Consider the following 18,269-nt stretch of genomic DNA (forward strand, 5'->3'; position numbering starts at 1 on the left):
CAGCTGAATCGGAGAGCATGAATGGCCAGACTGACCGAGAATGCCAAAGGCGTCTACGTTATCGCCGTAACTCCCTTTGCCGACGACGGCGCGCTCGATCTCGAAAGCGTCGACTGCATGGTCGATTTCTACGAAGGCGCCGGCGTCACCGGCCTGACAGTGCTCGGCCAGCTCGGCGAGGCCCCGAAGCTGACTGCGGACGAATCGCGGATCGTGGTCGAGCGTGTACTGAAGCGCCTCGACGGGCGCCTGCCGGTGGTCGTCGGCGTGTCGGCGCCCGGACTTGCCCCGATGAGGGAACTCGCCAAGGCCGTCATGGGCGAAGGTGCCGCCGGCGTCATGGTTGCGCCGCCGTGGACCATCAGGACCGACGATCAGGCCTTCGCCTTCTACCAGTCGGTTGGTGAAACCCTGGGTGATACGCCTTTCGTACTGCAGGACTATCCGCTCACGACCAATGTGACGATCGCATCCGCGGTCATCGAGCGCATCGTCAGGGAGGTGCCGAATTGCGTCATGCTCAAACACGAGGATTGGCCTGGCCTGTCGAAAATCACCGCACTCCGCGCAGCCAGCGACACGCGCGGCATGCGGCGCATCTCCATTCTCTGCGGCAATGGAGGGCTTTTCCTGCCCGAAGAAATGGGCCGGGGCGCCGACGGCGCCATGACCGGCTTCTGCTATCCCGAAATGATGGTCGGTGTCGTCGATGCCTATAGCGCCGGCAATGCTGATCGCGCCTACGAAATCTTCGATGCCTACCTGCCGCTCGCCCGCTATGAACAGCAGCAGGGCATCGGTCTTGCCTGCCGCAAATACGTGCTTGCCAAGCGCGGCGTCATCAAGTCCCCCGCCTTGCGCAAGCCGGGGCTTAGACTTTCAGCGCTCGACATTGCCGATGTCGAGCGGCTTTTGGCCCGCCAGGGCGTCCGCCTCAAGGAGATCGGCGCATGATGGTGTGCGGTCTCGCCTCAACCGCGCAGGTCGAGAACATGGGTGTAGCCATCCTGCTCACTGGGACGAAACTCAAGCGACTCCCAAAATTTCGCCGCACCGTCGTTTCCCGCATGCACGGTGACACAACGGCAGAAGCGCCGCGCGTGATCCAGAAGGGCGAGCGCAAGCATCCGCCCGACGCCGCGACTGCGCATCCCAGGGCGGACGTAGAAGCGCCGCATCCGCAGCGCTTCCGGCAGGGTGGGTTCGATGACACCAACGCCAACGAGTGTTTCGCCGGCAAAGGCGCCGAGCAGCCTTTCGCCGTCACGCGCGAAGCGGATGTCGCCAGCTGCCCACTCATCGATAAGCCGGCCGATATGGAGATGGCCTTCCTGCCGGGCGTCGTGCGCAAGCCCCGCCATCGCCTCCGGCAAACGATCACGGAAGATGCGAATATCGATCGTCACGGTTCTAGACGGCCAGAACCGACATCTCGCGCGGCATCGCCGCAGCCGGCCCGGCGACCGGCACGAAGGTCGCGTCCCCATCGCGGGCCATGTCGTGGACCGTATGTTTCTCCAGCGCCTTCGTCACCTCGTTGACATCGCCATCGAGATGTTCGGCGGGAATGAGATTGCCGATGACGAAATCGAAACGGTCGCCGCGCTTGTTCAAGAGTTCGTGGAAAACCGTCATGTCGCGAAGCTCCGTCGACCACTTCGCCAGCCAGTAGAACAGGCCGGAATTGCGCGCCGTCATGTGGACGGGGAGGATCGGCAGATTGTATTTGCGCGCCAGCCCGACGGCCGACGTTTTCCATGGGCGTTCGTTGAGCCGGCCGTTCGCCCAATAGGCGATGCGGCCCGATGGAAAGAGCACGGTGGCCTTGCCTTCCCGCACAGCGTGGTTCGTCAATTGTAGCGTCTCGCGCGCCTTAAGCTTGCTCTTGTGCTCCTCCCGCCATTCGACGGGGATGACCATCTCGGCAAAACGCGGGTTGACGCGGATCGCGTCGCGATTGGCAAAGAACATCATATCAGGCCGGCGCGTTTTCAGCAGATCGAATACGGCGACCCCGTCGGCAATGCCAGTGGGGTGATTGCTGACGAGGATGAAGCCGCCGCTGTCGGGAATGCGTTCGCCGTTGGCGACGCCGATGTCGAGCTTCAGCACGTCGCTCAAATACTCGAACGACTGGAACCCCGGCATCTTGGCAACCGCATTGGCGAATTCGATCGCCTTGTTATAGCGCAGAAGCGTGTAGAGGAATGGTCGCATGACCGGCCAGAGCGGATGTTTCACGATCCTCTGGCCGCGTTCGGCAATCAGCGTATCGACGATGTGACCGGGCTTTCCCTGTGAAACGAGAGCGATCGCTTCCGCGAGTTGTCCGAAAGCCGTCATGGAGTCGCGCCGTGCCATGAAAGATCCTGTCTATGGGCTGTAAGCTATCGCAGTACAATATGATCGAAGGATGACAATGGCTTGGCCGGCATTAGCAATTCGATAACCGTTCCTGCTTCAAATTGGCGGACTTGAAGGCAAATTCAAGGCCAGCAACGTGAATGAACTGCTTGTAATCGCCGACCCGCGCCTGATGGCGGAACGCGCTGCGTGGCTCGAAAACCTCGCTCGTGAACGCCGTCTTTCCGAGCATACGCTCGATGCCTATGAGCGCGACACCCGCCAGTTTCTGACCTTCCTGACCGGCCATCTCGCCGGCCCGGCGACCCTCGCGGATATCAGGGAATTGCGCCCCGCCGATTTCCGCGCCTTCCTTGCCGCTCGGCGCAGACAAGGCTCCGGCGCCCGTTCGCTCGGCCGCAATCTTGCCGGCCTTCGCTCGCTGTTGCGTCACCTGGAAAAGAAAGGCCTGGTCAATGCCGCCGGCGCCGGCGCGATCCGTTCGCCGAAGCAGCCGAAGTCGCTGCCCAAACCGCTGTCGGACACGCAGGCGATCACCATCGTCAGCGATGAAGCCCAATTGCATGACGAACCCTGGATTGCCGCGCGCGATGCGGCTGTCATGACGCTGCTCTACGGCTGCGGCCTACGCATCTCCGAGGCACTGAATCTCGTTCCCGCCGACCTGCAAAAGGGCGCGACGACGCTGCGCATCACCGGCAAAGGCAACAAGACACGGCTGGTGCCGCTTCTGGCCGTGGTTTTTGACGCGGTCGAAAAATATCGCGCACTCTGCCCGTATGATCTCGACAGCGGTGGGCCGCTGTTTCGCGGCGCCCGCGGCGGCAAGCTGCAGGCGGCGATCATCCAGCGGACCATGCAGAAGCTGCGGGGCGCCTTCGGCCTGCCGGAGACGGCGACGCCGCATGCGCTCCGCCACTCCTTCGCCACCCATCTGCTTGCCGGCGGCGGCGATCTGCGCACCATCCAGGAACTGCTCGGCCACGCCAGCCTTTCGACAACACAGGTCTATACCGGCGTCGATGCGTCGCGGCTGCTTGAGGTGTATGATCGAGCGCATCCGCGCGCTTGATGCATTTCTGCAGCGCTTGTGACGACGGCACCCCACATTCGACACGCTCAGCGCCCATGAATTCGGCTGGATGCGATGCGCTAAGTTTTCGTTAACGCATTCTCTTAAAGGATTATGCGTAAGCCGAGCGTAGAGCAGAAGCGATTGGGCATGTGGGGAATACCATGATGACGACTTCGATCAGCCGCCGGGCTTTTTTCCTCGCAGCACCCGGCAATCTGCTGCTCTGGCTGATTGCGGCCTTCCACATGCTGCTTGTAGCAGCCCTGTTTGTCGCCCTCCTGGCCGCAAGGCCGGCGGCGGCCGAAGACGCTGCGTGCACCGGCCGCAATCTGATGGTCGACTTGCAGCAGAGCGACCCCGCCCGATATGCCGAGGCGGTCAAGGAAGCCGAGGCAACGCCGAACGGCAAGGGCATCTTCTGGAAGATCGAAAAGCCTGGACTTGCCCCCTCATGGCTGCTCGGCAGCATGCATGTGACCGATCCCCGTGTGCTTGCCCTGCCACCGCGCGCCCAGGCCGCCCACGACGCAGCCAATACGATCATCATCGAATCCGACGAGATCCTCGATGAACGCAAGGCAACCGCCGCCCTGCTCGCGCGGCCGGAACTGACGATGTTCACCGACGGCACGACGATCGACAAGCTGCTCTCTGCCGAGGATTACAAGCGCCTGGAAGCCGGCCTCAAGCAGCGCGGCATCCCCCTCACCGCCGTCTCCCGCATGCGGCCATGGATGATCGCCAGCGCCGTCGCCCTTCCGGCCTGCGAACTCGCACGCAAGGCCAGAGGCGTGCAGTTTCTCGACCAGAAAATTGCCAGCGACGCCGTTGCTGAAGGCAAGCAGGTCAAGGGGCTGGAAACCCTTGCCGAGCAGATCCAGGCCATGGCCGATCTGCCGGTCGAATTCCATATGAAGTCGCTGATCGAGACGCTGGAACTCGGAGCCAAAATGAATGATGTCGTCGAAACGATGACCGATCTCTACCTCTCCGGCGATATCGGCATGACCATGCCGATCCTGAAGACAGTGACGCCGGAGAACGAAGGAGAAAGCAGCGACTATGCTGCCTTCGAACAGCGGGTCATCCTCGATCGAAACAAGGTCATGGCAGAGCGCGCCGCACCCATTCTCGACGGTGGCAACGTCTTCATGGCCGTCGGCGCCCTGCATCTGCCCGGCGAGGGCGGCGTCATCGAGTTGCTGCGCAAGCAGGGCTTCACCGTTACCGCCGTGAACTGAACTCGTTTTCGGTCAGCCGAGCGTCATGCGGCGCAGCACATTGCTCTTCCAATAGAACTGATGGACGAGCGCGCCGGCGACGTGGGCGGCGATCAGCCCCCAAAGAACGATCTTCAAGACATCCGCGTGCACGAAGCTGGCGGGATTGATGCCGAAATAGTAAGCGGCGATGCCGGAAAGCGGCAGCGCGAAGAGCAGGATATAAAGCGCCGCATAGGCGAGCTTTGCCCCTAGACGAAAGATCGCCGGCTCCTGCGAAACCTCAGGCGGCACACCCTGCATAAAACGCAGACAGAGCCTGAGGACGGCAAGCAGCAGAATGGCGATGCCGACGTAGGCGTGAATATTCGCCGAGGCAATCTGCTCGGGCGTCGGAACCTCGCCCCTGCGAACGAGGCGGTGCCAAATATTCATCCCGTCGGGAAACAGCAGATTGAAGAAGATCAGCAGCGCCACGGCCCAGTGGAGGAAACGTTGGCTGAGACTGTAACTCAGGATGGACGGCTGCTGCAATTCCTGATCTCCCCCGATGCTCGAACTTTGCGATATGAGACAACTAAAACAGCCGCTTGCCTCTCGGCAAGCGGCTGCGCGCTTCATTACGAAGATGTAAGATTACATATGGATCGGCTTGAAGAAGGTCGCGAGTGCAGCCTCCTTGACCGCTTCGGACATCGTCGGATGTGCATGGCAGGTCCGACCGAGATCTTCCGATGAGCCGCCGAATTCCATCAGCACGGTGATCTCGTGGATCATCTCGCCGGCACCGAAGCCGACGATATGGCCGCCGAGCACGCGATCGGTCTCCTTGTCCGCGAGGATCTTGACGAAGCCGTCGGTCGCCAGCATTGCGCGGGCGCGGCCGTTTGCGGTGAAGGGAAATTTGCCGACCTTGTAAGCGATGCCCGCCGCCTTCAGTTCCTCCTCGGTCTTACCGACCGAGGCGACCTCCGGCTGGGTATAGACGACGCTCGGAATGACCTCATAATTGACGTGGCCATGCTGACCGGCGAGAATTTCGGCGAGCGCCACACCCTCGTCTTCCGCCTTGTGCGCCAGCATCGGACCCTTCACCACGTCGCCGATCGCATAGATGCCGGCGACATTGGTCCTGAAGTGGCCGTCGATCTCGACGCGGCCGCGATTGTCGAGCACGACTCCTGCCTCTTCCAGGCCGAGGCCTGCGGTATAGGGCTTACGGCCGGTGGCGATCAGCACGACTTCGGCGTCGAGCGTCACCGCGTCACCGCCCTTGACCGGCTCGAATGTGACCTTGGCGCCCTTGCCGCCCTTCTCGACGCCGGTGACCTTGGCACTGAGGTTGAAATCGATGCCCTGCTTGGCAAGCATGCGCTGGAACTGCTTGGAGACCTCGCCGTCCATGCCGCCGAGGATGGTGTCGAGATATTCGACGACCGTGACCTTCGCGCCGAGACGCGACCAGACCGAGCCGAGTTCGAGGCCGATGACGCCGCCGCCGACGACGATCAACGTTTCCGGCACCTTTTCCAGTGCGATGCCGCCGGTGGAGGAAATGATGGTCTTTTCATCGATCTCGACCTGCACGCCGGGAATTCCGGCGACGTCGGAGCCGGTGGCGATGACGATGTTCTTGCCCTCGATCTCCTGCGCCGTTCCATCCTCGGCGGTGACGGAAACCTTGCCGGCCGAAACGATCTTGCCGGTACCCTGGAAAGCGTCGATCTTGTTCTTTTTGAAGAGGAAGGCGACGCCGTCGACATTCGACTTCACCGTCGCATCCTTGTGCGCCATCATGTTGCCGAGGTTGAGCGTCGGCGCCGGCACGTCGATGCCAAGCGCGCTTAATCCGTGGCCGGCCTGATGGAACATTTCGGAAGCATGTAGCAGCGCCTTCGACGGAATGCAGCCGACGTTCAGGCAGGTGCCGCCATAAGTCGCGCGCTTTTCGACGACGGCGACCTTGAGGCCGAGCTGGGCTGCCTTGACGGCGCAGACATAGCCGCCCGGGCCGGTTCCGATAATGATCACATCATAAGACATTACTTTTCCCTTTGAATTTATCGATTAGTCGACTCGCGCGACAGCGCCAGGCGGAAGCCGAAGGCGACGAGTGCCGCTCCGGTGATGCGGTTGAACCATTTGCCGCTGGCGATGAAGCGGTCACGGATCGCCTGACCGTGAAGAAATAGAAGACGCCGGCAAACAAGGCGACCAGCGCCGTCGCCATGCCGATGCCGTAGGAAAAACTGGATAAGGACAGGCGTATCGTGATGCACGAGCGTATACTGCATGCTGTTTTTTACCCGTCTTTCTAGCGGCCGCCGCTCACGTTGAGGATCGCGCCGGTGACATAGGAGGCGGAAGGAGAAAGAAGATAGAGGATAGCGTCTGCCACCTCCTCGGCTGTGCCTGGACGCTGCATCGGGACCGACGGTGCCATTTCGCGGGCCCGGTCCGGCAGTCCGCCCGAAGCATGCAGATCGGTTTCGATGATACCGGGTCTGACGGCATTCACACGAATACCCTCGGCTGCGACCTCACGCGCGAGCCCGATGGTGAAGGTATCGATCGCCGCCTTCGAAGCCGCATAATCGACATACTGTGTGGCCGAGCCGAGGATTGCCGCCATCGACGAAACATTGACGATCGCGCCGCCCCGCCCACTATGACGGCTCGACATGCGGCGAACGGCCTCTCCCGCGCACAGGATGGAGCCGGTCACATTGACGCGCAGCATCCTTTCGACCCGCTCCATCGACATCTCATCGACCCGCTGCGGATAATCGACAATGCCGGCATTGTTGACCAGCCCGTCGAACCGGCCGAAATGACGGTCGACCGCTGCAAACATCGCGGCGATATCGGCAGCCTTGCCGACATCGCCCTGGATCGCCACGGCCTCGCCGCCGGCCTCGGTGATCGCCGCAACGACAGCCTCCGCCGCCTGTCGGCTGGAGGCGTAATTCACGGCGACGCGCCAGCCCTGGCGCGCGGCGAGCCGGCAGACCGCGGCGCCAATACCCCGGCTGCCGCCGGTCACGAGAACAACAGGTGCATCACTCATGTCGCACACTCCTTGAAAGTCAGCACGTCCCACGGCGCCACCGAAGCCTTGCCCTCGCCCCAGGCGCTCGATTCACGAATGGCGGGACCAAGGCCGGGAAGCACGAGCTTTTCGGCCGCCGCCGCGCCCTCCGGCTGCAGATTGTCCATCTCGCCCTGGGCATTCATACCGTAGACGGCGCCCTGCCAGACGGTGCATGCATCGAGGTCGGCGCCGGTCGCGTCTCCCTCCGGGCAGTTGAACATCAGGATGCCGATCGCCCGCACCGGATCTTCCGATGGCATCACGTAGCCTTCCATGACGACGGATGTCTCGAGCGCATTGACCTTGAACTGGTTGCTGGCGGCAGCCGAGGGAGAATTCAGCGATATAAAACGCAGTTCATAGGCGCCGTCACGGTCGACGTAAACGGCGTGCTCCTGTTTGCAGTCGGCGGCGAACGCGGCAACCGGAGTGGTGAAAACCGCGGCGGCTGCAATTGCAGCCACGCCTTTCCGCCCTGCCATGATCCCGATCGACCCGCTCATTGCACCATCGCCTCTCGCCGTCCATCGGCATTCTCGATCACACCAAAATCCGTCAACAGCACCAATGGACGACCGCCCTTGTCGAGGCCCCAGAGGACAGGATAGACACCGTCGCCCCAGCCGCTCCAGAACACAGCGACGTTGCCCTTTTTGCCGGCAATCGGCCGGTGCAGCGCATAGTGGTTCTTGTTGGCATCGAGGTCCGAAGCCAGCACGTCATCATAATAGTTGATGTCGACGCCCGGCTTCTGCGCCTGGACCTGCGCTTCACGCTCATCGATCAGCGCCAGCGTATCGGCATCCATGTAGCAGCCGATGCCGGCATCGACGGGATAGCCGAAGATCTCGTCATCCTTCAGCATCGCCGGGTCCTGCCCGGGAAGGACAGCTAGCTCCCAATGATCGGGCTTGCCCTCGGCAAACCGCATGCTGGCCGCCGCGACGCGCCCGAAGGCCCGGTAGAGCGTCACCGGATAGTCGCCCGGCGCAACCGTTCTTGCCAGCGCCGGACGATCCGGCTGAGCAAGCGGATCGGCAGCGACAATGCGCCCCGATGTCAGCTCGACATCGCCCATATGGACCACGTCGATCGACCGGCTGGAGAGTTCGGCATCATCAAGCGCCACCAACTCGAAATTGCTGCTGGCCTTGCCGACATCCCAGCCGGCAGCCGACGCGGAGACCGGCGCATGCGCGACGGCAGCGCAAAGAAGAAGGCGCGCCGCTCGCATGACCCGGTTCCGCATCGAAATGCTCCTTAGAGATCGAGAACCAGACGTTCCGGATCTTCGAGGCTCTCCTTGACACGCACGAGGAAGGTGACCGCTTCCTTGCCGTCGACGATACGGTGATCGTAGGACAGCGCCAGATACATCATCGGACGGATGACCACCTGGCCGCCGATTGCAACCGGCCGCTCCTGGATCTTGTGCATGCCGAGAATGCCGGACTGCGGCGCGTTGAGGATCGGCGAAGACATCAGAGAACCGTAGACGCCGCCATTGGTGATGGTGAAGGTGCCGCCCTGCATGTCGGCCATAGCAAGCGAGCCATCACGGGCCGCCTTGGCAAGGCGGCCGAGTTCCTTCTCGATTTCGGCGATCGACATCTGGTCGGCGTCGCGGATAACAGGAACGACGAGGCCCTTGTCGGTGCCGACGGCCATGCCGACATGGCAGTAGTTCTTGTAGATGATGTCGGTGCCGTCGATCTCGGCATTGACTGCCGGCAGTTCCTTCAGGGCATGCGTCACCGCCTTGGTGAAGAAGCCCATGAAGCCGAGCTTGACGCCGTGCTTCTTCTCGAAAATGTCCTTGTACTTGTTGCGCAGGTCCATGACTGCCTTCATGTCCACCTCGTTGTAGGTGGTCAGCATGGCGGCGGTGTTCTGCGCGTCCTTGAGGCGCTTGGCGATCGTCTGGCGCAGGCGCGTCATCTTCACGCGCTCTTCGCGTGAGGCATCCTCGACCGTCGACGGGCCACGCGCTGCAACCGGCGCCGCTGCCGGTACGGCCGCCGGAGCGGAAATGCCCTTGGCGACGGCGGCGATGACATCGCCCTTCAGCACCTGGCCGCGTTTGCCGCTGCCGTCGACCTGATCGGCGGAAAGATTGCTTTCGGCCAGCATCTTCGCAGCCGCCGGTGCCGGCGGCATGGTGGAGACGGAAGCACTCGACGACGATGCAGCGGCACCAGCAGCTGGCTGGGCCGCGGCAGCCGGGGCTGGCTGGGCGGGAGCGGCCGGTGCGGCAGCAGCCGGCGCGGCGGCGGCGCCGGCACCTGCGGAGATCTGGCCTAGCAATGCACCGAGGCCGACGGTCTCGCCGGCGGCAGCGACGATTTCCGAAAGCGTGCCGGAGACGGGCGCGGGAACTTCGATGGTCACCTTGTCGGTTTCAAGCTCCAGAATCGGCTCGTCGGCCTTGATGGCGTCGCCGACCTTCTTGAACCAGGTGCCGACGGTTGCCTCGCTGACGGATTCACCGAGAGTTGGAACGCGGATTTCTGTGGCCATTGTTCAAATCCTGATTTCGTGTGTTTTCGTTTATGCGTTTCAGACGGCGGGCGGCCGCAAAATGATCGAGGGCATCGGCAGGATATCGAAACGGAAACCGAGACCGGAAGCGATGATGGGATCGCCGTCGGCAAGCGCTTGTGCCGCCGCCTGATCCTCGACTTCGACGACTGCCATGCCGAAGGCGCCTTGACCCTCGAACACGGGACCGACGACAATTGCCGATCCCGCAAGGGCCTGCCGATGCCAATATTCGACGTGGCGTTTCATCGCCGCCATTTCCTCCCCCGTCCCGTCGTGCGGAAAAGTGGGGCGCGGCGGCAGCAGTCTCAGAAAGAAGTAAGCCATTGCGCCCCCCCTTGATTTAGCCGCCCAATGCATCCTCGAGGAATGCGGCGAGCTGCGACAGATGCTTCGACATCAGGCCCGTCGCCGGCGAGGCGGCGGCCGGACGGCCGGTATAGCGGACGCGCTGGTATTTCGCATCGATATGGGCGAGCACCCATTCGAGGAACGGGTCGATGAACGACCATGCGCCCATGTTCTTCGGCTCTTCCTGGCACCAGACCATCTCGGCATTGCGGAAGCGCGACAGCTCGTTGATTAGCGCCTTTGCCGGGAATGGATAGAGCTGCTCGACGCGCAGGAGATAGATGTCGTCGATGCCGCGTTTTTCACGCTCTTCGAGAAGATCGTAATAGACCTTGCCGGAGCACATGACGACGCGGCGGATCTTGTTGTCCTTCTGCAGCTTGATCGGGCCGTCCTTGATCACCTCGGCATCATCCCACAGCAGGCGATGGAAAGCCGATTCGCCGGCGAGTTCCGCAAGCGTCGATACGGCCCGCTTGTGACGCAGCAGCGACTTCGGCGTCATCAGGATCAGCGGCTTACGGAAGTCGCGCTTCAGCTGCCGGCGCAGGATGTGGAAATAGTTCGCCGGCGTCGTGACATTGGCGACCTGCATGTTGTCTTCCGCGCAGAGCTGCAGGAAGCGTTCCAGGCGAGCCGAGGAGTGCTCCGGACCCTGGCCTTCATAGCCGTGCGGCAACAGGCACACGAGGCCGGACATGCGCAACCACTTGCGTTCGCCCGAGGAGATGAACTGGTCGAAGACCACCTGCGCGCCGTTGGCGAAATCGCCGAACTGCGCTTCCCAGAGCGTCAGCGCATTCGGGCGAGCGAGCGAGTAGCCGTATTCGAAGCCGAGCACGGCCTCTTCCGAAAGCATCGAATTGATGACTTCGTAGCGCGCCTGCGTCGGCGAAAGATTGGCGAGCGGAATGTAGCGTTCCTCGGTCTCCTGATCGTAGAGAACCGAGTGACGCTGCGAGAAGGTGCCGCGTTCGCAATCCTGACCGGACAGACGGATCTTGTGGCCTTCCAGGCAGAGCGCGCCAAAGGCGAGCGCTTCGGCCATCGCCCAGTCGAGGCCCTCGCCGGTGGCGATCATGTTGGCCCGGTTTTCCATGAAACGCTGGATCGTGCGGTGCGCATTGAAGCCTGCCGGGATTTCCGAGAGCTTGCGGCCGATCTCCTTGAGCGTCTTCATCGGCACCGCGGTCTTGCCGCGGCGCTGTTCGTCGGCATTGTCGGCCGTGCGCAGGCCCGACCACTCGCCATCCAGCCAGTCGGCCTTATTCGGCTTGTAGTGCTGGCCGGCGTCGAACTCCTGCTCGAGATGCGCGCGCCAGTCGGCCTTCATCTTCTCGACTTCGCCTTCGGTAACCAGTCCCTCGGCGACCAGGCGGGCCGCATAGAGCTGCAGCACGGTCTTGTGGCCGCGGATCACCTTGTACATCTTCGGCTGCGTGAAGGACGGCTCGTCGCCTTCATTGTGGCCGTAGCGGCGATAGCAGAACATGTCGAGTACCACAGGCTTGTGGAACTTCATGCGGAATTCGGTCGCAATCTTGGCTGCGTAGACGACCGCTTCCGGATCGTCGCCGTTGACGTGCAGGATCGGTGCTTCGATCATCTTGGCGACGTCGGACGGATAGGGCGACGAGCGCGAGAAGGCCGGATTGGTGGTGAAGCCGATCTGGTTGTTGATGATGACGTGCATGGTGCCGGCAACACGGTGGCCGCGCAGACCGGAAAGACCGAGGATTTCGGCAATGACGCCCTGGCCGGCGAAGGCCGCATCGCCGTGGATCAGCAGCGGCAGAACCTTGGCGCGTTCGGAAAGCGGAATGATGTCGCCCTCCCACACCGTAGCGCTCATGTCCTGCTTGGCGCGAGCCTTGCCCATCACCACGGGATCGACGATTTCGAGATGCGATGGATTCGCCGTCAGCGACACGTGTACCTTGTTGCCGTCGAATTCGCGGTCGGAGGATGCACCGAGATGGTACTTGACGTCGCCCGAGCCTTCGACTTCATCGGGTGCGTAGGAACCGCCCTTGAATTCGTGGAAGATGGCGCGGTGCGGCTTGCCCATGACCTGCGAGAGCACGTTGAGGCGGCCGCGATGGGCCATGCCGAACACGGCTTCCTTCAGGCCGAGATGACCGCCGCGCTTCAGGATCTGCTCCAGAGCCGGGATCAGCGATTCGCCGCCATCCAGGCCGAAGCGCTTGGTGCCCTTGAACTTGACGTCGAGGAACTGTTCGTAGCCTTCGGCTTCGACGAGTTTCGAAAGGATCGCCTTCTTGCCCTCAGGCGTGAAGGCCACGCCCTTGTCCGGGCCTTCGATGCGCTCCTGGATCCACGCCTTCTCTTCCGGGTTGGAGATATGCATGAATTCGACGCCGAGTGTCGAGCAGTAGGTGCGCTCGAGGATCTCGATCATTTCGCGGATGGTCGCGTATTCCAGGCCGAGCACGTTGTCGATGAAGATCTTGCGGTCGTAATCGGCTGATGTGAAGCCATAATTTTCCGGCGACAGCTCGCGATAATCATCGACGGTGGCGGCGATTCCGAGCGGGTCAAGCTTGGCGTGCAGGTGGCCGCGCATGCGGTAGGCGCGGATCATCATGATGGCGCGGACGGAATCGCGCGTCGCCTGCAGCACGTCGGTGCTGTCGGCGGGCTTGCCCTCGGCTGCGGCCTTCGCCTTCACCTTCGTCTCGATCACCTTCTCGACGATGCCCCAGTCGCCGTCGAGAGCCGACACCAGATCGCCGCCGGCTGCCAGAGGCCAGTTCTTTCTACGCCAGGAAGCTCCCTTTGCCGCCTTTTTCACATCGGCAGGATCGTCTTCCAGCGCCTTGAAGAAGGCGCGCCATTGATCGTCGACCGACGCCGGATCCTCTTCGTAGCGCGCATAGAGTTGCTCGATATAGGCCGCGTTGGCGCCATCCAGAAACGAGGTGATCTGAAACTGCTCGTTGGCTTCTTGCCGTGCCATGGTGATATGCGAACGCTTCCGTCCGCCTCCTGACTTTGATGATTTTGCCGGATCGATCGCCGGCTGCCGCATTCCGATCGCCGCCTGTCCGCGGCGCATCTGCTGCTCTCGTATGCAAGCGGGCGAAGGCGCAGATGCCGTTCCTCCGCCCGGTCTATAGGCGGCTTCAGCCCTTCAGGACTTCCACCAGCGTCTTGCCGAGGCGGGCCGGAGACGGAGACACCTTGATGCCAGCCGATTCCATCGCCGCGATCTTCGATTCAGCGTCGCCCTTGCCGCCGGATACCACGGCGCCGGCATGGCCCATGGTGCGGCCCTTCGGTGCCGTACGGCCTGCGATGAAGCCGGCCATCGGCTTCTTGCGGCCCTTCTTGGCCTCGTCCTTCAGGAACTGGGCTGCGTCTTCTTCAGCGGAGCCGCCGATTTCGCCGATCATGATGATCGAAGTCGTGGCTTCGTCGGCGAGGAACATCTCGAGCACATCGATGAACTCGGTGCCCTTGACCGGGTCGCCGCCGATGCCGACGGCCGTCGTCTGGCCGAGACCTTCGTTGGAGGTCTGGAAGACGGCTTCATAGGTCAGCGTGCCCGAGCGGGACACGATCCCGACCGAACCCTTGCGGAAGATCGAGCCCGGCATGATGCCGATCTTGCATTCTTCCGGCGTCAGGATGCCCGGGCAGTTCGGCCCAAGCAGGCGCGACTTGGAGCGGTCGAGGCGAGCCTTCACGCGCACCATGTCCATGACCGGAATGCCTTCGGTGATGCAGGTGATGAACGGTATCTCGGCGTCGATCGCTTCGATGATCGCATCGGCAGCGCCCGCCGGCGGAACATAGATGACGGTCGCATCGGCGCCGGTCTTTTCCTTGCCCTCGGCAACGGTCGCGAAGATCGGCAGGCTTTCGCCCTTTGCGCCGGTCCAGGTTTCACCACCCTTCTTCGGGTGGATGCCGCCGACCATCTGGGTGCCGTAATAAGCGAGCGCCTGTTCGGTGTGGAACGTGCCGGTCTTGCCGGTCAGACCCTGAACGAGGACCTTGGTGTCTTTATTGACGAGAATAGACATTCTTTCCGATCCCTCAAAATTAGCCGTTGATCGCCGCGACGATCTTCTTGGCCGCATCGTCCAAGTCGTCAGCCGCCGTGATCGCGAGACCCGACTCGTTCAGGATCTTCTTGCCGAGCTCGACATTGGTGCCTTCAAGGCGCACGACGAGCGGAACCTTGAGACCGACTTCCTTGACCGCGGCAATGACGCCTTCAGCGATGACGTCGCACTTCATGATGCCGCCGAAGATGTTGACGAGAATGCCCTCGACCTTCGGGTCTGCGGTGATGATCTTGAAGGCCGCAGCGACTTTTTCCTTGCCGGCGCCGCCACCGACGTCGCAGAAGTTGGCCGGCTCCTTGCCGTACAGCTTGATGATATCCATCGTTGCCATGGCGAGGCCCGCGCCGTTGACCATGCAGCCGATATTGCCGTCGAGCGCGACGTAAGCGAGGTCCCACTTGGAAGCCTCGATTTCCTTGGCGTCTTCTTCGGTCTCGTCGCGCAGCGCCCGGACGTCGTCGTGACGGAAGAGCGCATTGCCGTCGAAGGACATCTTGGCGTCAAGAACGCGCAGATGGCCATTCTTCATGACGATCAGCGGATTGATTTCGAGAAGCGACATGTCCTTCTCGTTGAAGGCCTTGTAGAGCAGCGGGAAGAGCGACTTGGCGTCTTCTGCGGCAGCACCTTCGAGCTTGAGAGCGGCGGATATCTTGGCGACGTCGGCAGTCGTCACGCCGGCTTCCGGATCGATGGCGATCGTCTGGATCTTTTCGGGCGTATCGTGCGCGACGGCCTCGATGTCCATGCCGCCTTCGGTGGAGACGACGAAGGCGACCTTGCCGACCGAGCGGTCGACCAGCAGCGAGCAGTAGAGTTCGCGTTCGATGTCGGCGCCGTCTTCGATGTAGAGACGGTTGACCTGCTTGCCGGCTTCGCCGGTCTGCGCAGTCACCAGCGTGTTGCCGAGCATCTCCTTGACGTTGGCAACGACGTCTTCGATCGACTTGGCGAGACGTACACCTCCCTTGGCTTCCGGCGACAGCTCCTTGAACTTGCCCTTGCCGCGGCCGCCCGCATGGATCTGGCTCTTGACCACGTAAAGCGGGCCGGGAAGCGACTTGGCGGCCGCCTCGGCTTCTTCAACCTTGAGAATTGCCACACCCTCGGCAACCGGCGCGCCATAGCCCTTGAGCAGAGCCTTGGCCTGATATTCATGAATGTTCATGGGTCTATCCCTGTTTCGATTACTTCAGCGCCGATTACTTCAGGGCAGGCGCGATGTTGATGCAGGCTTCGCACAGACCGGCGACAGCGGCCACCGACTTGTCGAAGGCTTCCTTCTCAGTCTTGTTGAGGTCGATCTCGATGACGCGCTCGACGCCGCCGGCGCCGATGACGGTGGGAACGCCGACATACATGTCCTTGACGCCGTACTGGCCGGTCAGATGGGCCGCGCAAGGCAGAACGCGCTTCTTGTCCTTGAGGTAGGATTCGGCCATTTCGATCGCCGAGGCAGCCGGCGCATAATAGGCCGAACCGGTCTTCAGCAGGCCAACGATCTCGGCGCCGCCGTCACGGGTGCGCTGGATGATCTCTTCGAGGCGCTCCTTGGTGACCCAGCCCATGGTGACGAGGTCGGTGAGCGGAATGCCGCCGACCGTCGAGTAGCGGGCGAGCGGCACCATCGTGTCGCCGTGGCCGCCGAGAACGAAGGCCGTCACGTCCTGAACGGAGACGTTGAATTCCTTGGCGAGGAAGAGGCGGAAGCGCGAGGAATCGAGAACGCCTGCCATGCCCACGACCTTGTTTGCCGGAAGGCCGGAAAACTTCTGCAGCGCCCAGACCATGGCATCGAGCGGGTTGGTGATGCAGATCACGAAGGCGTTCGGGGCATACTTCTTGATGCCGGCGCCGACCTGCTCCATGACCTTGAGGTTGATGCCGAGAAGGTCGTCGCGGCTCATGCCCGGCTTGCGCGGGACGCCAGCGGTGACGATGCAGACGTCGGCGCCTTCGATCGCCGAGTAGTCGCTGGCGCCGGTCAGATTGGCGTCGAAGCCTTCGACCGGCGAGGACTGTGCAATGTCGAGGCCCTTGCCCTGGGGGATGCCGTCGGCGATGTCGAAGAGGACGATGTCGCCCAGTTCCTTCAGGCCGGCGAGATGCGCCAGTGTACCACCAATCATGCCAGAACCAATGAGTGCGATCTTGTTACGCGCCATTTCGCTGTTTCCTTTGCGATCAAATCCGTCGAACGACGCTGCAAGGCCGCTCAATGACGCAATCGCATAGACCCAAAGACTAAAAATGGCAATCCATTAATTTTGATGCAGCGTTTTCAATCGTTTAGACCCCAAAATTCTTACGTAAACGTAAGATATTTTGTCGCAATGCTGTTATTCAGCGGCGCGTTTCTCATGGTGCAGTGCAAGGTATTCCGCGCTCCGCATCTCGAACAGGCGCGATGCCGTGCGATCGAATTCAAAGCTCTCGGTGCCCCGACGGTTGATGAGTAAGTCCTCCGGCAACGCCGCCGCGGATATGTATAGCCGCACGGCATGATCGTAGAGCGTATCGACCAGAATGATGAAACGCTTGATCTGGTTCCGCTTCTCCGGCCCGAGCAGGGGAACGTGATCGAGGAACACGGTGTCGAAGCGCTCGGCAATGGCCAGGAAGTCGGCGGCCCCGAGCGGCTTGTCGCAGAGATCGGCGAAAGAGAAGCGCGCCATCCGGTCGGCGGCAAGCGGCACGTGGATGGAGCGACCCTTCATCGGAATATCGAGCGGCTGCGCCTTGCGCCCATGCAGCGCCTGTGTCCAGGATGCCTCCATCGCCATGTCATTATGTTCGTTGATCGGCACGAGATAGACCGGTTGGCTGTTCAGCTTCTCCATCCGGTAGTCGGTCGGCGAATCCAGTGTGACGACATCGACATGCTGCTTGAGCAGAGCGAGGAAGGGCAGGAACAGGCCGCGATTGAGCCCATCCTTGTAGAGATTGTCCGGTTCGACATTCGAGGTCGCCACCAGCACGCATCCCCGCGCGAAGAGTTCGGAAAACAACCGCGACAGGATCATCGCGTCGGCAATGTCGGTGACGGTGAATTCATCGAAGCAGAGCAGTTCCGCTTCATCGTAGAGGGCTGCGGCGACCGGCGGCATCGGATCGGCCTGCTTCGTCTCGCCGTTCTTGAGCTTCAGCCGGTGTGCCGCGATACGGTTGTGCACATCCGCCATGAATTCATGGAAATGCGCCCGGCGCTTCTTCCTGCACGGCGCCATGGCAAAGAACATGTCCATCAGCATGGTCTTGCCGCGTCCGACGCTGCCGTGAATGTAAAGCCCCTTGATGCCGTCGGCGGCTTTCTTCTTCTTGGCAAACAGCCAACCGAGCGCGCTCGCTTTGGCCGCCGGCCGCAGCTGCTTCAGCCCGGCAAGCACCCGGTCCAGGCTTTTGGCCACCTCCATCTGGGCGGAATCGACCTGCAACGCACCAGCAAGCGTCAGCGATTTGAGCTGTTCGCAAACGCTGAGCGTATAATCTGGCATTGGCTGCATGAGGGCACGTCCGCCTGTCAGTCATCAGCGGCGCGC

17 protein-coding genes and 1 pseudogene are annotated in these 18,269 nt (G+C 62.0%); 3 read left to right on the plus strand and 15 right to left on the minus strand.

The window, feature by feature from the left end:
- Window positions 1-21 precede the first annotated feature (21 nt).
- Window positions 22-954: a dihydrodipicolinate synthase family protein gene (locus tag PH551_RS24200; protein ID WP_285195339.1), complete on the plus strand. Its 933-nt coding sequence runs from the start codon at window positions 22-24 to the stop codon at window positions 952-954.
- A gap of 17 nt (window positions 955-971) precedes the next feature.
- Here the strand turns inward: PH551_RS24200 and PH551_RS24205 are convergent, their stop codons facing one another.
- Both PH551_RS24205 and PH551_RS24210 read right to left on the minus strand, forming a co-directional pair.
- Window positions 972-1,406, minus strand: coding sequence for a GNAT family N-acetyltransferase (locus tag PH551_RS24205; RefSeq protein ID WP_285195340.1), 435 nt, complete (start codon window positions 1,404-1,406; stop codon window positions 972-974).
- Window positions 1,407-1,410: 4 nt separating this feature from the next.
- Entirely contained in the window at window positions 1,411-2,361 is a 951-nt protein-coding gene (locus PH551_RS24210) for a GNAT family N-acetyltransferase (RefSeq protein WP_285195341.1), read from the minus strand.
- 139 nt (window positions 2,362-2,500) lie between these two features.
- Between PH551_RS24210 and PH551_RS24215 the strand changes: the two genes are divergently transcribed.
- Together PH551_RS24215 and PH551_RS24220 are read left to right on the plus strand one after the other, a co-directional pair.
- Window positions 2,501-3,436, plus strand: a complete 936-nt coding sequence (locus PH551_RS24215) for a tyrosine recombinase XerC (protein ID WP_285195342.1) — start codon at window positions 2,501-2,503, stop codon at window positions 3,434-3,436.
- Window positions 3,437-3,603: 167 nt separating this feature from the next.
- Entirely contained in the window at window positions 3,604-4,680 is a 1,077-nt protein-coding gene (locus PH551_RS24220; RefSeq protein ID WP_085780222.1) for a TraB/GumN family protein, read from the plus strand.
- Between the two features lie 12 nt (window positions 4,681-4,692).
- On the opposite strand, the gene PH551_RS24225 is transcribed toward PH551_RS24220, so the two are convergent.
- The 13 genes and pseudogenes from PH551_RS24225 to zapE form a co-directional block, all read right to left on the minus strand.
- Entirely contained in the window at window positions 4,693-5,193 is a 501-nt protein-coding gene (locus PH551_RS24225; RefSeq protein WP_285195343.1) for a cytochrome b, read from the minus strand.
- 102 nt (window positions 5,194-5,295) lie between these two features.
- Window positions 5,296-6,702, minus strand: a complete 1,407-nt coding sequence (gene lpdA / locus PH551_RS24230) for a dihydrolipoyl dehydrogenase (protein ID WP_285195344.1) — start codon at window positions 6,700-6,702, stop codon at window positions 5,296-5,298.
- 17 nt (window positions 6,703-6,719) lie between these two features.
- Window positions 6,720-6,956 (minus strand): annotated as a pseudogene (locus PH551_RS24235) (LysE family translocator); the annotation flags it as partial.
- Window positions 6,957-6,973: 17 nt separating this feature from the next.
- Complete coding sequence (locus PH551_RS24240; protein WP_085779699.1) at window positions 6,974-7,726, minus strand: SDR family oxidoreductase; 753 nt, start codon at window positions 7,724-7,726, stop codon at window positions 6,974-6,976.
- Window positions 7,723-8,253 carry a hypothetical protein gene (locus tag PH551_RS24245; protein ID WP_285195345.1) on the minus strand — a complete coding sequence of 177 codons (531 nt, stop codon included), beginning with the start codon at window positions 8,251-8,253 and terminating at the stop codon, window positions 7,723-7,725. The genes PH551_RS24240 and PH551_RS24245 overlap by 4 nt, the downstream gene beginning before the upstream one ends.
- On the minus strand, window positions 8,250-8,999 hold the full coding sequence (locus PH551_RS24250; RefSeq protein ID WP_285195346.1) for a DUF4241 domain-containing protein: 750 nt from the start codon (window positions 8,997-8,999) through the stop codon (window positions 8,250-8,252). The genes PH551_RS24245 and PH551_RS24250 overlap by 4 nt, the downstream gene beginning before the upstream one ends.
- 11 nt (window positions 9,000-9,010) lie before the next feature.
- Window positions 9,011-10,267: a 2-oxoglutarate dehydrogenase complex dihydrolipoyllysine-residue succinyltransferase gene (gene odhB, locus PH551_RS24255; RefSeq protein ID WP_285195347.1), complete on the minus strand. Its 1,257-nt coding sequence runs from the start codon at window positions 10,265-10,267 to the stop codon at window positions 9,011-9,013.
- A gap of 39 nt (window positions 10,268-10,306) precedes the next feature.
- The gene (locus tag PH551_RS24260) at window positions 10,307-10,615 is read right to left on the minus strand and encodes a YciI family protein (RefSeq protein ID WP_085779703.1); all 309 of its coding nucleotides are present in this window, start codon (window positions 10,613-10,615) and stop codon (window positions 10,307-10,309) included.
- Window positions 10,616-10,631: 16 nt separating this feature from the next.
- Complete coding sequence (locus PH551_RS24265) at window positions 10,632-13,616, minus strand: 2-oxoglutarate dehydrogenase E1 component (RefSeq protein WP_085780223.1); 2,985 nt, start codon at window positions 13,614-13,616, stop codon at window positions 10,632-10,634.
- Between the two features lie 166 nt (window positions 13,617-13,782).
- Window positions 13,783-14,685: a succinate--CoA ligase subunit alpha gene (gene sucD / locus PH551_RS24270; RefSeq protein WP_008528022.1), complete on the minus strand. Its 903-nt coding sequence runs from the start codon at window positions 14,683-14,685 to the stop codon at window positions 13,783-13,785.
- A 19-nt stretch (window positions 14,686-14,704) separates the two neighbouring features.
- Window positions 14,705-15,898, minus strand: a complete 1,194-nt coding sequence (sucC, locus tag PH551_RS24275) for an ADP-forming succinate--CoA ligase subunit beta (RefSeq protein WP_085779704.1) — start codon at window positions 15,896-15,898, stop codon at window positions 14,705-14,707.
- 34 nt (window positions 15,899-15,932) lie between these two features.
- Window positions 15,933-16,895, minus strand: a complete 963-nt coding sequence (mdh, locus tag PH551_RS24280) for a malate dehydrogenase (protein WP_004679265.1) — start codon at window positions 16,893-16,895, stop codon at window positions 15,933-15,935.
- Window positions 16,896-17,069: 174 nt separating this feature from the next.
- Entirely contained in the window at window positions 17,070-18,233 is a 1,164-nt protein-coding gene (gene zapE / locus PH551_RS24285) for a cell division protein ZapE (protein WP_285195348.1), read from the minus strand.
- Window positions 18,234-18,269 lie beyond the last annotated feature (36 nt).

The organism is Rhizobium atlanticum (genome assembly GCF_030182485.1).
GTDB lineage: Bacteria > Pseudomonadota > Alphaproteobacteria > Rhizobiales > Rhizobiaceae > Rhizobium.

Coding starts and splice junctions, on each gene's coding strand:
- PH551_RS24260 (WP_085779703.1), bottom strand. CDS start 10,615: ATGGCTTACTTCTTTCTGAGACTGCTGCCGCCGCGCCCCACTTTTCCG.
- PH551_RS24200 (WP_285195339.1), top strand. CDS start 22: ATGGCCAGACTGACCGAGAATGCCAAAGGCGTCTACGTTATCGCCGTA.
- PH551_RS24210 (WP_285195341.1), bottom strand. CDS start 2,361: ATGGCACGGCGCGACTCCATGACGGCTTTCGGACAACTCGCGGAAGCG.
- PH551_RS24245 (WP_285195345.1), bottom strand. CDS start 8,253: ATGAGCGGGTCGATCGGGATCATGGCAGGGCGGAAAGGCGTGGCTGCA.
- mdh (WP_004679265.1), bottom strand. CDS start 16,895: ATGGCGCGTAACAAGATCGCACTCATTGGTTCTGGCATGATTGGTGGT.
- zapE (WP_285195348.1), bottom strand. CDS start 18,233: ATGCAGCCAATGCCAGATTATACGCTCAGCGTTTGCGAACAGCTCAAA.
- sucC (WP_085779704.1), bottom strand. CDS start 15,898: ATGAACATTCATGAATATCAGGCCAAGGCTCTGCTCAAGGGCTATGGC.
- PH551_RS24265 (WP_085780223.1), bottom strand. CDS start 13,616: ATGGCACGGCAAGAAGCCAACGAGCAGTTTCAGATCACCTCGTTTCTG.
- PH551_RS24250 (WP_285195346.1), bottom strand. CDS start 8,999: ATGCGGAACCGGGTCATGCGAGCGGCGCGCCTTCTTCTTTGCGCTGCC.
- sucD (WP_008528022.1), bottom strand. CDS start 14,685: ATGTCTATTCTCGTCAATAAAGACACCAAGGTCCTCGTTCAGGGTCTG.
- PH551_RS24220 (WP_085780222.1), top strand. CDS start 3,604: ATGACGACTTCGATCAGCCGCCGGGCTTTTTTCCTCGCAGCACCCGGC.
- odhB (WP_285195347.1), bottom strand. CDS start 10,267: ATGGCCACAGAAATCCGCGTTCCAACTCTCGGTGAATCCGTCAGCGAG.
- lpdA (WP_285195344.1), bottom strand. CDS start 6,702: ATGTCTTATGATGTGATCATTATCGGAACCGGCCCGGGCGGCTATGTC.
- PH551_RS24240 (WP_085779699.1), bottom strand. CDS start 7,726: ATGAGTGATGCACCTGTTGTTCTCGTGACCGGCGGCAGCCGGGGTATT.